15 protein-coding genes and 1 riboswitch are annotated in these 12440 nt (G+C 68.6%); of the genes, 9 read left to right on the top strand and 6 right to left on the bottom strand.

Annotated elements, in window-relative coordinates:
• The first annotated feature begins 43 nt into the window (after window positions 1–43).
• Window positions 44–1720, top strand: a complete 1677-nt coding sequence (locus ACWPOC_RS05465) for an MFS transporter (protein WP_455408157.1) — start codon at window positions 44–46, stop codon at window positions 1718–1720.
• Between the two features lies 1 nt (window position 1721).
• Window positions 1722–2210 (top strand): DUF2771 domain-containing protein, encoded by a 489-nt coding sequence (locus ACWPOC_RS05460; RefSeq protein ID WP_088897816.1) that lies wholly within the window; start codon window positions 1722–1724, stop codon window positions 2208–2210.
• A gap of 79 nt (window positions 2211–2289) precedes the next feature.
• Here ACWPOC_RS05460 and ACWPOC_RS05455 read toward each other — a convergent pair whose 3' ends face one another.
• Window positions 2290–2697, bottom strand: coding sequence for a cold-shock protein (locus ACWPOC_RS05455; protein ID WP_006551677.1), 408 nt, complete (start codon window positions 2695–2697; stop codon window positions 2290–2292).
• Between the two features lie 193 nt (window positions 2698–2890).
• On the opposite strand from ACWPOC_RS05455, the gene ACWPOC_RS05450 reads away from it, so the two are divergent.
• From ACWPOC_RS05450 to ACWPOC_RS05440, 3 genes are all read left to right on the top strand, one after another.
• Window positions 2891–3133 carry a hypothetical protein gene (locus tag ACWPOC_RS05450; protein ID WP_455408156.1) on the top strand — a complete coding sequence of 81 codons (243 nt, stop codon included), beginning with the start codon at window positions 2891–2893 and terminating at the stop codon, window positions 3131–3133.
• Entirely contained in the window at window positions 3130–3522 is a 393-nt protein-coding gene (locus ACWPOC_RS05445; RefSeq protein ID WP_024103083.1) for a YccF domain-containing protein, read from the top strand. The genes ACWPOC_RS05450 and ACWPOC_RS05445 overlap by 4 nt, the downstream gene beginning before the upstream one ends.
• Before the next feature lie 287 nt (window positions 3523–3809).
• Window positions 3810–3984, top strand: a riboswitch (cyclic di-AMP (ydaO/yuaA leader).
• Between the two features lie 10 nt (window positions 3985–3994).
• A complete protein-coding gene (locus ACWPOC_RS05440) occupies window positions 3995–4585 on the top strand; it encodes a resuscitation-promoting factor Rpf1 domain-containing protein (protein ID WP_120281540.1) in 591 nt (196 codons plus the stop codon).
• Between the two features lie 157 nt (window positions 4586–4742).
• On the opposite strand, the gene ACWPOC_RS05435 is transcribed toward ACWPOC_RS05440, so the two are convergent.
• Entirely contained in the window at window positions 4743–4931 is a 189-nt protein-coding gene (locus ACWPOC_RS05435) for a hypothetical protein (protein WP_006551681.1), read from the bottom strand.
• Between the two features lie 59 nt (window positions 4932–4990).
• On the opposite strand from ACWPOC_RS05435, the gene ACWPOC_RS05430 reads away from it, so the two are divergent.
• Window positions 4991–7270, top strand: coding sequence for a helicase-associated domain-containing protein (locus tag ACWPOC_RS05430; protein WP_455408155.1), 2280 nt, complete (start codon window positions 4991–4993; stop codon window positions 7268–7270).
• Window positions 7271–7340: 70 nt separating this feature from the next.
• Here ACWPOC_RS05430 and ACWPOC_RS05425 read toward each other — a convergent pair whose 3' ends face one another.
• Genes ACWPOC_RS05425 through ACWPOC_RS05410 form a run of 4 tightly spaced genes read right to left on the bottom strand, consistent with a single transcriptional unit; the run spans window position 7341 to window position 11350 of the window.
• On the bottom strand, window positions 7341–8696 hold the full coding sequence (locus ACWPOC_RS05425) for an LLM class flavin-dependent oxidoreductase (RefSeq protein WP_455408154.1): 1356 nt from the start codon (window positions 8694–8696) through the stop codon (window positions 7341–7343).
• 28 nt (window positions 8697–8724) lie between these two features.
• Entirely contained in the window at window positions 8725–9450 is a 726-nt protein-coding gene (locus ACWPOC_RS05420) for an ABC transporter ATP-binding protein (protein ID WP_085469337.1), read from the bottom strand.
• The gene (locus tag ACWPOC_RS05415; protein WP_085469252.1) at window positions 9426–10289 is read right to left on the bottom strand and encodes an ABC transporter permease; all 864 of its coding nucleotides are present in this window, start codon (window positions 10287–10289) and stop codon (window positions 9426–9428) included. Before ACWPOC_RS05415 ends, ACWPOC_RS05420 begins: the two co-directional genes overlap by 25 nt.
• On the bottom strand, window positions 10286–11350 hold the full coding sequence (locus ACWPOC_RS05410; protein WP_085469251.1) for an ABC transporter substrate-binding protein: 1065 nt from the start codon (window positions 11348–11350) through the stop codon (window positions 10286–10288). The genes ACWPOC_RS05415 and ACWPOC_RS05410 overlap by 4 nt, the downstream gene beginning before the upstream one ends.
• A 188-nt stretch (window positions 11351–11538) precedes the next feature.
• Here ACWPOC_RS05410 and ACWPOC_RS05405 point away from each other — a divergent pair, with 188 nt between their 5' ends.
• Genes ACWPOC_RS05405 through ACWPOC_RS05395 form a run of 3 tightly spaced genes read left to right on the top strand, consistent with a single transcriptional unit; the run spans window position 11539 to window position 12340 of the window.
• On the top strand, window positions 11539–11976 hold the full coding sequence (locus tag ACWPOC_RS05405) for a hypothetical protein (RefSeq protein ID WP_145707878.1): 438 nt from the start codon (window positions 11539–11541) through the stop codon (window positions 11974–11976).
• 15 nt (window positions 11977–11991) lie between these two features.
• Window positions 11992–12159: a hypothetical protein gene (locus tag ACWPOC_RS05400; RefSeq protein ID WP_019289942.1), complete on the top strand. Its 168-nt coding sequence runs from the start codon at window positions 11992–11994 to the stop codon at window positions 12157–12159.
• Window positions 12160–12181: 22 nt separating this feature from the next.
• Window positions 12182–12340 carry a hypothetical protein gene (locus ACWPOC_RS05395; protein ID WP_016691299.1) on the top strand — a complete coding sequence of 53 codons (159 nt, stop codon included), beginning with the start codon at window positions 12182–12184 and terminating at the stop codon, window positions 12338–12340.
• Window positions 12341–12440: the final 100 nt, after the last annotated feature.

Raw genomic sequence — 12440 nt, 5'->3', positions numbered from 1 at the left:
CCCTTGTGTTACAACCGCTGTCGCGTGGGGAAGAATCGAAGACGTGACCGAACCGGACGAGCGACCCGCCCCCGAGGGAGCGGACGGCCGTGTCCCGGGTTCGCAGCATCCGGGGTACAGCAACTATCCGCCTCCGCGCCGCGTCTCGGGCCGTCGCACTCCCCTGCCGCCCCTGCATCCCGTCGACCATCCGCGCCGACCACCGGGCGCGTCGGCCGGCGGTCGGGCGGAGTCCTCGTCCGAGACCGACTCACCGCGCGCTCCGCGCATGCCGCGGAAGCTGACGGTGACGCGGGTCGCGGCCCTGCGCAGCCGCGAACTCACCTCGAAGGGCATCGCGACCTTCCGTCGAGCGGCCACGGCCGACGGCGCCGACAAGTCGGGGCTGACCGCGCTCACCTACGCGACGATGGCGAACTTCGCCTCCGACGCGGCCATCGCCGTCGCGCTCGCGAACACCCTGTTCTTCTCGGCGGCCACCGGTGAGGACAGGACGAAGGTCGCGCTGTATCTGCTCATCACGATCGCGCCGTTCGCGATCATCGCCCCGCTCATCGGGCCGTTGCTCGACAGGTTGCAGCACGGTCGTCGCGTCGCGCTGGCGACGTCCTTCGCGCTGCGCACGGTGCTCGCGGTGGTGCTGGTGTTCAACTTCGACAGCTGGCTGTTGTATCCGGCGGCGCTCGGCATGATGGTGCTGAGCAAATCGTTCGCGGTACTCAAATCCGCGGTGACACCCAGAGTCCTGCCACCGGAGATCGATCTGGTGCGGGTGAACTCCCGGTTGACGGTCTTCGGCCTGGTCGGCGGCACGATCGGTGCCGGCGCGATCGCGGCGGCCGCGGCATGGGCGTTCGGTTCGTCGGGCGCGCTGTGGCTGTGCGCCGGGATCACCGCATTCGGCGCCTATCTGAGCATGCGCATCCCCGCCTGGGTCGAGGTCACCGAGGGCGAGGTGCCGGCGACGCTGTCGTACCACCGCTCCGACGCGCGCACCGAGGTGCTGAACGCCGACACGGTGACCGAGGTGATCGTCACCAAGTCCGGGAAACGGAAGCAGCCGCTGGGACGGGCGGTGGTGACCGGGCTGTGGGGCAACGGCACGATCCGCATCCTCACCGGCTTCCTGACCTTGTTCATGGCGTTCGTCGCGAAGAACACCACCGGACAGGATCCGCTGATGCAGGCCGCGATGCTCGGTGGTGTCGGTGCCGCCGCCGCGGTCGGCAACTTCGCGGGCAATGCGACCGGAGCGCGACTCGCGCTCGGACGGCCCGCTCTCATCGTCGTGCGGTGCACCGCCGCGGTCGTCGTCGTGGCCGCCGTCGTCGCCGCGACCGGCAACGTCCTGGCCGCCGCGCTGGCGGCGCTCGTGGCGGCGTGCGCCAGCGCGCTGGCCAAGGTCTCGCTCGACGCATCGCTCCAGCAGGACCTTCCCGAGGAGTCGATCGCGTCCGGATTCGGCAGGTCCGAGACGGTCCTCCAGCTCAGCTGGGTGTTCGGCGGAGCGATGGGTGTGCTGTTGCCGACCGAACTGTGGCTCGGGTTCGCTGTGGTCTCCGTAGCGCTGGTTCTCGGATTCGCGCAGACGGTGCTGACATACCGTGGGGGGACATTGTTGCCGGGATTCGGCGGCCGTCGACCCGAACGCGTCTCCACCGAGACGGCTGCCGGGCGAAGGCGCGCCGGTGGATCCCCCACCGAAGATTGGAACAGTTGAGTTGCAGGCCCGGACGAAGAAGACTCTCGCGCTGCTGCTGGTGGCCCTGGTGGTCGTGGTAGCGGGAGTTGCCGCCACGGTGTGGAAGCTGGTCGATTCGGCCGAGCCCACGCTCCCCACGATCACCGCGTACGCACGGGGAGAGACCGTGACGGTCGACCCCGCGCAGCACTGCAATCTCTATCTCGAGGACTGTGTGGAGAACCCGATCGGTCAGCTCGACGTGCCGGCCGGTTACCCGCTGCAGCTGTCGCTTCCGTCGGAGATCGCCGACGCGCCGTGGCGCATCCTCACCGTCTACGGCGACACGCAGACCGGGCAGACCTACATCGACGGCGCGATGTTCGAGGCCGGTGCGCGCCGCACCCTCACCGTGGAGAGCTCTCCGGAGCTGCAGCTGCTCGGAGTGGAGATCCAGCTGCCGTCGGCCGTGGTCGACGAGGCCGGTGAACCGATCGCGCACGCCGTGTGGGCCGTCAAGACGTTCTGAGCTTCGGCCCCGCATACGACGACGGGCCGTCCTCGCACATGGCGAGGGCGGCCCGTCGTGGTTCGTCCCAGGATTACATCTAGTGGTCGAGCTCGCGCGCGATCGCCCGCATGACCTCGGAGATGCGCTGCCCGGTCTTGCGGTCGGGGTAACGCCCGCGCCGCAGATCGGGCTGGACCGCTGCTTCGAGCAGCTTGATCATGTCCTCGACCATGCCGTGCAGCTCGTCCGGCGCGCGGCGCTTCTGCTGGGCGGGAGCCTCGCGGCGACCCTGCCGCAGCGTGGGCTGCTCGAGGAGCTCGACCTTCAGCGCCTGCGGACCCCGGCGGCCCACCGCCATACCGAACTCGACGCGCTGGCCGGGCTTGAGCGCTTCCACTCCCTCCGGGAGCGCCGAGGCGCGGACGTAGACGTCCTCGCCCTCGTCCTGGGACAGGAAGCCGAAGCCCTTCTCGACGTCGTACCACTTCACCTTGCCGGTCGGCACCGCGCTCACCTGCTCCTCGACAGCTGTGCCCCACAGTGGGGCAACCGTTCAACATGCAAAACAACGCGCCCCGACTCGGTCGAGCGGGACGCGTGGACACCTGTCAGTGTACCCGCAGAGGTGGGTCCGCCCCCGAATCGTCTTCCCGCTCCCGGACGTCACCGTCCGTCCTTGCGGCGACTACCGTGGTCACGTGGGTACTTCATCTTCGGCTTCGTCTGCCGCCCCGCGTAACGGCCTCCTGAAGGCCGCGATCGCCTGCTTCGTCGTCGGTGTGGTGGCGGTCGTCGCCATCTTCCTCATTCCGGCGCTCACCGACGGCAAGCCCGGGCTCGTGCTGTATCTGTTGACCCTCGCCTGGCCGTTGGGCTTCGCCCTCGCCATCGCCTTCGCGCTGCGCTCGGGCCGGCGCGCTCGGAACGGAGACCGGACATGAGGATCCTGCTCAACATCATCTGGTTGATCTTCGGCGGGCTGTGGCTCGCCCTCGGCTACTTCGCGGCGGGTCTGATCTGCTGCATCCTCATCATCACCATCCCGTTCGGCATCGCGTCGTTCCGGATCGGTATCTACGCGCTGTGGCCGTTCGGCAAGACGACGGTCGACAAGCCGACGGCCGGCACCATGTCGCTGATCGGCAACGTCATCTGGATCCTGGTGGCCGGTATCTGGCTGGCCCTCGGCCACATCGCCACCGCGCTCGCCATGGCCGTCACGATCATCGGCATCCCGCTCGCCGTCGCGAACCTGAAGATGATCCCGATCTCCCTGATGCCCCTGGGGAAGGAGATCGTTCCTGTGGATGCCCGCCCGAGTTACATGTGATCTTTCTCACATAACGAGCGGATAACGAGCGGGACTCGAAACGGAATTCCGGGTACCCGGACCCCACTACCTGGGACTTCATCCCCTGGTCCGCGCCGCGCACGTCTGTCGCCACGCGAATCGGCGCGTTATCAATTGGTGACACTTCGCCCTCGGAACCGTTACCGTCATGTCCGGTCGAACCGCCTGGCTCGACCGGTCCGGAACCGCCGCGCCAAATTCCTGTCCCGTGGTTCCGGAAGTCCCGACGAACGATCCACAGGGGACAGGAAACGGGGGACCCACCGGTCTCCCAGGAACCGATCGGCCCACAGCCGGACGGTGTCCAGGAGGCCCGGGCCGACGCAACCGCGACGGTCCTCGGGGTGAAGCCGAAGGCGCTCCCAACGGAGCGACACGGCCGGGCGACCTCTTCAGCCCGAACCCGACAGCTGACCTCGTAGGTGCGTACGGAGAGGAACACGGAACCGACATGAGCGGACGCCATCGCAAGCCCACCAATACCGGTCGTACCGTCGCGAAGTTCGCGCTGACGGGCGCAGTCCTCGGCGTCACGGGTGTCGCGTTCAGCGGCACGGCCGCTGCCGCCCCCGACTCCGACTGGGACCGCCTCGCACAGTGCGAGTCCGGCGGCAACTGGGGAATCAACACCGGCAACGGCTACCACGGTGGCCTGCAGTTCTCGCCGAGCACCTGGAACGCCTACGGCGGCCAGGAATACGCCGCCTCGGCCAGCCAGGCCAGCCGCGAGCAGCAGATCGCCGTCGCCGAGCGTGTTCTCGCCGGCCAGGGCTGGGGCGCATGGCCCTCCTGCTCGTCGAGCCTCGGACTGTCGAGCGCGCCCACGCAGCGCTCCGTCGACGCAGCGCCCAGCGCGCCCGCCGAGACCCCCGCGCCGGCCATCCAGAACGTTGTCCCGCAGCTTCCGGAGACCCCCGCTGTCCCCGCCGAGGTCCAGGGCATCCTGGCCGGCTTCGAGCAGGGCGTCACCGCACTCCAGGAGGCCGGTGTCGAGCTCGACCCGAACATCCTGGACGCCGTTCGCGCGGTGCTCCCGCAGTAACACCCCGAACATCCCGGAAGGGCCCCGCACCGTTCACGGCGCGGGGCCCTTCCGCATATGCGGACGACCTTCGTTCATCCCTCACACACGACGACGCCCGGCCCCCGAAGGGACCGGGCGTCGTACGGAAGAGCCTGTTCGGTGATCCGCGATCGGATCAGCGGTTGATCACCGTCTTCGGATGCGTGTAGGGCAGGTCCTCGACCGGCAACGGGAACACGGTGTCCTCACCGTACGGGGAGAGCGGACCGGAACGCGTGGACGACAGTTCGGTGACAGCGTGCTCACCGTCGGCCAGCTCGGGCCATCCGTGGTCGACGTAATGCTTTTTCGAAGAGGTAGCCATGCGCTCATTTTGGCAGGTGAGTTCGGGGCCTGCTACCGCAGGTCTCTAATCTGGAGGGGATGTCCCCGACCACGCCCGCTCCCGACACCGCCTCGGACTCCCTCGCCCGCTGGCTGGCAGGTCGACGCGACACGGATCTGGCCGCCACGCTGCGCGCCCGTCCCGATCTCGTGGTGCCGCCACCGGCGAGCATGAACGTGCTCGCGAGCCGAGCGCAGCAACGCGCCTCGGTGTTCCGTGCAGCCGACGATCTCGACACCGCCGCCTTCGGGATCATCGAGGTGCTGGCCCGTCTCAAAGCGGTGGACACCCCCGTCTCCCGCGCCGCCGTGCTCGACGAGGTCTCCGGCCGCATCAGCGCGAGGAACGTCGACCGGATCCTGTCCACCCTGCGCTCGCTGCTGCTCGTGTGGGGGTCCACAGACGAACTGCGCCTCGTTGCCGCCGCCGTGGACGCCGTTCCGTGGCGCGTCGGACGCACCGGCGACGTCAGCGGACCGTCCCGGCAGGAACTCGACGACCTCCTCGCGGCTCTTCCGCCCGAGCAGCGCAGCATCCTCGACACCCTGTCGCGTACGTCTCCGATCGGTCGGACCCGCGACGCCGCACCGGACACCCCGGCCGACCGGCCCGTGCAGAAACTGCTCGCCGCCGGACTGCTCTTCCGCATCGACGACGAGACCGTCGAACTCCCCCACCGGGTGGGCCAGGCACTGCGCGACGACGCCCCCTTCGATCCGGCGGCGCTCGCTCCCCCGCGCGCACCGAAACCCACCCGGTCGACCGCCGACGTCAATGCGACCGCCGCCGGCGCCGCCCTCGAACTGCTGCGGCACTGCGAGGACGTTCTCGACACTCTCGGTGCGCAACCCGCCCCCGTCCTCAAGGCCGGTGGGCTCGGTGTCCGCGAACTGCATCGCATCGGGAAGGCGGTCGGACTCGACGACGACGAGACGGCGCTCGTCGTCGAGGTCCTCGCGGGTGCCGGTCTGATCGCGCGGGGCCTCCCCGACCCGCCGACACCCGGGGACGACGATCACTGGGCCCCGACCACCGCCACCGACGCGTGGCTCGCGTCCTCCCCCGCCTACCGCTGGGCCGTGCTCGCCGGTGCCTGGCTCGACCTGCCGCGCCGGCCCTGGCTGATCGGCCGGCGCGACCAGAACGACAAGCCGGTCGCCGCACTGTCCGACGAGGTGAAGTCCCCCACCGCCGCCCGCGACCGACGGCTGCTGCTCGACGTCCTCTCCGACGTGCCGGCAGCGAGCACGGACGTCGCCGACCTGCGTGCCGCTGCGGCGTGGCGTCGTCCACGCTGGGCGGGTCGCTTCGACACGACGAGCGTCGTGGAGACCGTGCGCGAGGCGACGACACTCGGTCTCGTCGCGCACGGCATGCTCGCGTCGCCGGGCAAGGCGTTGCTGCACGGCGGCGACGCCGAGGCCGAGATGGCGGCGGTGCTCCCCGAGCCCGTCGACTACGTGCTCGTCCAGGCCGACCTCACGGTCGTCGCCCCCGGGCCGCTCGTCCCCGAACTCGGCGAGCGGATCGCGCTCGTCGCCGACGTCGAATCGGCCGGTGCCGCGACCGTCTACCGGATCGGCGACAGCAGTATCCGGCGCGCGCTCGACGCCGGGCTCGGCGCGAGCGACCTGCACGGCCTGTTCGCGACGCATTCGCGCACCCCGGTGCCGCAGTCGCTCACCTACCTGATCGACGACGTCGCGCGTCGCCACGGACGCCTGCGGGCCGGTGTCGCGACGTCCTTCGTCCGCGCCGACGATCCGGCTCTGCTCACCGAGGTGCTGTCCGCCCCGGTCGCCGCGACGCTCGCCCTGCGCGCGGTCGCCCCCACCGTCGCGATCTCGCAGGCGCCTCTCGCCGAGGTGCTCACCGAGCTGCGCACCGCTGGTTTCGCTCCCGCCGGGGAGGACGCCTCGGGAGCGATCGTGGATCTACGGCCCCGGGGTGCCCGCGTCGCGATGCCGCGCGCCCGGGCCCGCTACGCCGGGCCCACCGCGCCGAGCGACGAACAACTCGACACCCTCGTGCGCACGCTGCGCGCCGGCGACCGTGCGGAGGCCGCGACACCGACGGCCTCGGCACGTGGTGACGGCAGCCGATCCGGCGGTGCGGCGACACTCGCGCTGCTGCAACTGGCTGTGCACGGCAAGCGCAGCGTCACCCTCGGCTACGTCGACGCGCAGGGGGTGGCGACGCGTCGCATCGTCGACCCGGTGTCGGTGGGCGGCGGGCAGGTGCAGGCCTTCGACCCGGCGACCGGCTCGGTGCGCAGCTTCGTCCTGCACCGTGTCACGTCGGTGGCGCTGGTCGACTGACGACGGACCCGGGTGCGGTCGATCAGGCATCGCGCGGAACCGCCCACCACCGGCCCGTGGGCGGAGAGGCTCAGCGCTGCGTCGCGAACCGCGCGAACGCCCTGCCGACGGTGAACTGGTTCTCCGGCCGCGGGAGCCCATAGTGCCCACGCAGGGTGGATTCGGTGTACTCGGTGCGGAACAGACCGCGCTCCTGCAGGATCGGCACCACACCGTCGACGAACTTCTCGAGCCCCGACGGCAGCACCGCGGGCATGATGTTGAAACCGTCGGCCGCGCCGCTGTGGAACCAGTGCTCGATCGTGTCGGTCACCTGCTCGGCCGTGCCCGCGAAAGTGCGGTGGCCGCGACCGCCGCCGAGGCGTTCGATGAGCTGCCGCACCGTGAGGTTTTCCCGTCGCGCGAGCTGCACGATGAGCGTGTACCGGCTCTTGGCTCCCTCGATCTCGTCCTCGGACGGCAGGTTCTCCGGCAGCGGCTCGTCGAGCGGAAGCTGCTCCGGCCGCAGCCCGAACCGTTCGGCGAGCTGGCGGCGGGCGTACTCGGGCGAGATCAGCCGGGCCAGTTCGGCGTCGAGTTCACGCGCTTCCTTCTCCGTATCGCCGATGACGGGCACGATGCCAGGGAGGATCAGCACCTGCCGCGGGTCGCGGCCGACCTTGCCCACGCGGTCCTTGACGTCGTCGTAGAACGCCTTGCCCTCCTCGAAGGTGGGCTGGGCGGTGAAGATCGCCTCGGCGTACAGCGCGGCGAAGTCCTTGCCGTTCTCCGACGAGCCCGCCTGCACGAGCAGCGGGTAGCCCTGCGGCGACCGCGGCACGTTGAGCGGCCCGGCCACCGAGAAGAACTCTCCCTCGTGTTCGAAGGTGTGGACCTTCGCGGAGTCGGCGTGGATCGCCGCCTCCTTGTCGGCGACGATCGCGTCGTCCTCCCAGCTGTCCCACAGCTTGGTCGACACCTCGACGAACTCGGTGGCCCGCGCATAGCGGCTCTTGTGCGCCGGCACGCCGTCGAGACCGAAATTGCGGGCGGCGTCGTCCCCGGCGGTGGTGACGATGTTCCAGCCGGCACGTCCCCCGCTGACGAAGTCCAGCGATGCGAATCGCCGCGCGAGGTTGTAGGGCTCGTTGTAGGTCGTCGACGCGGTCCCGATGAGACCGATCCGCTCGGTGGCCGTCGCGATCGCGGTGAGGATGATCGTGGGTTCGAGCTTGCCGCTCGGACGCCGCTCGGGATTCGCGAACAGTACGGGGCTGTCGGCGAGGAACACCGAGTCGAACCTGCCACGCTCGGCGGTGCGGGCGAGCGAGATGTAGTGCTGAATGTCGAGATTCGCGTTCGGGTCGCTCTCCGGCAGACGCCACGCCGCTTCGTGGTGGCCGATGGGCATGAGGAAGGCGTTGAGGTGCAATCGACGATCGGTCATGTCTTCTCCTGTCGTGAAAGGTCTTTCGTCACGGTTGTGTGATGACACCGAGGGCGGTGAGGAGGTCTTCACGGATGTCCCGGAAGCCGGGATCCGTGATGGAACGGGGTTTGTCGAGATCCACGTGGCGGTCGACGGCGATGCGTCCTTCGTCCAGCACGACGATCCGGTCGGCGAGCACGATCGCCTCGTCGACGTCGTGGGTCACGAGCAGCACGGTGGGACGGTGCGCGCGGACGAGGTCGTCGAGCAGTCCGTGCATCCTGATGCGGGTCAGGGCGTCGAGCGCGCCGAACGGCTCGTCGGCGAGCAGCAACTGCGGCTCCCGTACCAGGGCTCGGGCCAGCGCGACACGCTGTTGCTCCCCGCCCGAGAGTTCGAGCGGCCAGGCGTCCTCGCGCCCGGCCAGGCCGACCTCGGCCAGCATCTCGGATCCCCGGCTCCTGCCCTGCCTGTCGAGACCGAGCGTGACGTTGTCGAGCACGCGCAGCCAGGGCAGCAGACGGGAGTCCTGGAAGGCGACGGAGACCTTCTCCGGTACCGCGAGTGCACCGCCGCGGATCTCCACGTCGTAGTCGAGGCCGGCAAGAGCACGCAGCAGAGTGGACTTCCCGGATCCGCTCCTGCCGAGCAGGGCGACGAACTGCCCGTCGGGGATCTCGAGGTCGAGTCCGTCGAGCACGTTCCGGTCGCCGAAGCCGCGGATCAGGCCGCGGATGCGTACGGCGCTCATCCGCCCAGCGTCTTCCGCCAGGTGAGCGCCCGACGCTCGAGCAACCGGAGACCGGCGTCGGATGCCAGACCGAAGACGCCGTAGACGAGCAATCCGACGAGGATGACGTCCGGCTGACCGTAGTTCTGGGCGTTGAACATCATCTTGCCCAGGCCGCTCACAGCGTTGATGCTCTCGACCACGATCAGGGTGAGCCACGCACCGGTCACCGCCAGGCGCAGACCGAGGAAGAATCCGGGCAGCGCTCCTCGCAGCACCACCTTCCACACGAACTGTGCGCGCGTGAGACCGAGGACCTCGGCGAGTTCGACGTAGCGCTGTTCGAGCGCCGTGAGGGCGTTGTGCGTCTGGATGTAGATGGTCACGACCGTCCCGAGTGCGATCACCGTGATCTTGAAGGTCTCGCCGATGCCGAGCCACAGGATCAGCAGCGGGATGAGACCCAGCGTCGGGATCGCACGCTTGAACTGCACAGGGCCGTCGATCAGGGCTTCGCCGGTGCGGGTCAGACCGGATGCGAGTGCGAGCGCGGTGCCGATGACGCATCCGATCACGAAGCCCAGCACGGCACGGCTCAGCGATGCCAGGATGTGTTGTTGCAGAGTTCCTTCCGCGACGAGCTCGACCGCGCTGGTCACCACGGTCCAGGGAGCGGAGAGCTTGCGGTCGTCGATCCATCCGGCACCCGACCCGAGCGCCCACACGGCGAGCAGCAGAACCACGCCGGTCATGCGCGAGAACGGGACGGCCTTGCGGAGGCCGAGCCGCCGGAGCGGCCTGATCCCCTCCGTCGGTGGCGGATCGACGGGGTCCGGCGGGCAGGCGCCGACCTCCACCGGTTGTGTCAGTGTGCTGGTCACGAATCCGACCCCTTCCGGTACTTCTGCGGAACCGACTCCGCAGCAATCGTTTCGAATCTGCGATCGAAGATCTGCTCGACGTCGAACTCGTCGAACCATCCGGCCTCGTCGAGCAGTTCCGAGGTCTCCTGCGTCCATTCGATCGCGGAGTCCCAGTCGGTGGGATATGCCGGTTTCTGGCCGACGGTGTCGACGATCCGCCTGCCGTCCTCGTACGAGACCCCCTCGCTCTCGACGTAGTACTTCCGGATCCACTCGTCCCGGTTCTCCCATGCCCAGACGTCGCCCTGCGCCCACAGCGGGATGAACTCCTTGATCGCTGCGACCTTCGCGGGGTCCTCGAGCACGGACACCGGAGCCCACAGAACACTCAGCGCGTCGACCTCGGGCGTGAACACCCCTCGCGCACCCTCGGTTTCGTACTGGTTCAGGTACTTCGTGAGGGTCGGTTCCGCCAGCGGTGCGACGTCGACCTGTTTCGCCTGGAGCGCCGTGAGGAACTGTGTGCTCGGCAGTTCGACGAATTCCACCTCGTCGAGGCCGATTCCGGCCGACTTCAGCGTCCGGAGCACGACGACACCCTGAGCCTGCCCCGGCGACAACGCGATTTTCCTGCCGCGCAGGTCGGCCAGCGAATCGATGTCGGTACCGGGTGCCGTCGCGAGCGAGTACTGCGGCGAATCCTTCTCGCGTACGGCGACGATCCTGGCGTCGAGCCCGGTGGCGTGGGCCTGGATGGGAGGAATCGCCGCATTGACCGCGAGGTCGACGGCATCGCCGCGGAACGCTTGGATGACGTCGGGACCGGCCGAGACATCGGGCCAGTCCGACACCGTGAACGGCAACTCGTCGATACGGCCGGTCGCCTCGAGCTGGATACGAGTGGGCTTGACCGCGATGCTCAACGACGTCCCCGGTGGAATCTCCTCGGGGAGTTCGGCGTCGGCGGACAATCCCCCGGTCGAACCACCGGCGCACCCGGTGAGCACGACGCTCAGTGCGGCCGCAACGACGATCGGAGCGCGCGATCTTCGAGAGCGCACGAGTGAGGACACGGTCATGAGAACTCCTTGCGAAGGTGATGGGCGCGACGTCGCGCGAATGCGCCGACGCGCGCTACCGGAAGACGAACGGGAACCCGAGTGCGGGCCCGGCCTCGAGAACAGCAGTCCCGGGAACAGCAGTCCCGAAATCAGCGGTCGCGGTACGGAGAACAGCGACAGTGCGGACAACCGCGGAACCGCGATCGGTGGACGACGCCACACGCACGGTGTTCGCGACGCGAGGCACTGCGGCCTGCGATCACGGTCCGGCCCATCGCTCTCCCCGTCTGCCCGGGCTGTGGACATCCTTCCGTCTGCACAGCATCGCCGGTGACGGTATCGGCCGCGCGGAACTCCGCGACAGGGATCGACGCACGGTGAAATCAACTCCGGACACCGGAATACGGAATATCTCGGCGCTGTGTTCGGATGGTGCACAGAATAATTCGAGCGACTGGCTTTTTCCGGGAAATGACGTATGGTGTGGTCCTGTCGAGTGGTTGTTCATCGAAGATGGAGTGACAATGGCCGACAAGGGCAAGAATCCGAAGAAGCCAGCGAAGTCCCTGAAGGAACGTCGCCAGGAGAAGCGGCAGAAGGTCGCCGAAGCCGGCGAGTTCATTCGTAAGCGGAAGCGGAGCTGAATCCGGTTGCAGGCCATGGATCTCGAAATCGCAGCGCTCGAAGCGCTGTACGACAAGATAAGTGGATTGTCCGGTCGGGAAACGGGCACCGACGCACAGCGGCACGGATATCGTGCCGCCTTGGCGCGTGCACGGGTGTTCGTTCTCGACGAACGTGCCGGCGCAATGAAACAGCCGGCCTGAGAAAAGAGAAATCGGTACTGGAATGAAGCGGACGCTGCATGCCCTGGACAAGATCCAGGAACGACTCGAATCGGAACTGGATTCGAGGCCTCCCGCCTCCGAGAAGGACGCCGGCTACCGGTCCGGTATCTCCGAGGCACTGGTGTGCGTGATGGAGGTGCGGCAGTCGCTCGCACGGTGAGTACGCCGTGAAACCGGTCGGCCGTGCGTTCCCGCCACGGGAGAACGCACGGCCGTACACCGTCGTGGTGGCGCGGTACGGCCCGAACCTGGAGAATGGG

Source organism: Rhodococcus sp. 5G237, from assembly GCF_053764735.1.
This window is presented reverse-complemented; position numbering and strand designations above follow the sequence as displayed.

Excerpts from the sequence above, each read along its gene's own strand:
- ACWPOC_RS05445 (WP_024103083.1), top strand. The coding sequence starts at position 3,130 with ATGAGGATCCTGCTCAACATCATCTGGTTGATCTTCGGCGGGCTGTGG.
- ACWPOC_RS05440 (WP_120281540.1), top strand. The coding sequence starts at position 3,995 with ATGAGCGGACGCCATCGCAAGCCCACCAATACCGGTCGTACCGTCGCG.
- ACWPOC_RS05435 (WP_006551681.1), bottom strand. The coding sequence starts at position 4,931 with ATGGCTACCTCTTCGAAAAAGCATTACGTCGACCACGGATGGCCCGAG.
- ACWPOC_RS05430 (WP_455408155.1), top strand. The coding sequence starts at position 4,991 with ATGTCCCCGACCACGCCCGCTCCCGACACCGCCTCGGACTCCCTCGCC.
- ACWPOC_RS05425 (WP_455408154.1), bottom strand. The coding sequence starts at position 8,696 with ATGACCGATCGTCGATTGCACCTCAACGCCTTCCTCATGCCCATCGGC.
- ACWPOC_RS05410 (WP_085469251.1), bottom strand. The coding sequence starts at position 11,350 with ATGACCGTGTCCTCACTCGTGCGCTCTCGAAGATCGCGCGCTCCGATC.
- ACWPOC_RS05400 (WP_019289942.1), top strand. The coding sequence starts at position 11,992 with ATGGATCTCGAAATCGCAGCGCTCGAAGCGCTGTACGACAAGATAAGT.
- ACWPOC_RS05395 (WP_016691299.1), top strand. The coding sequence starts at position 12,182 with ATGAAGCGGACGCTGCATGCCCTGGACAAGATCCAGGAACGACTCGAA.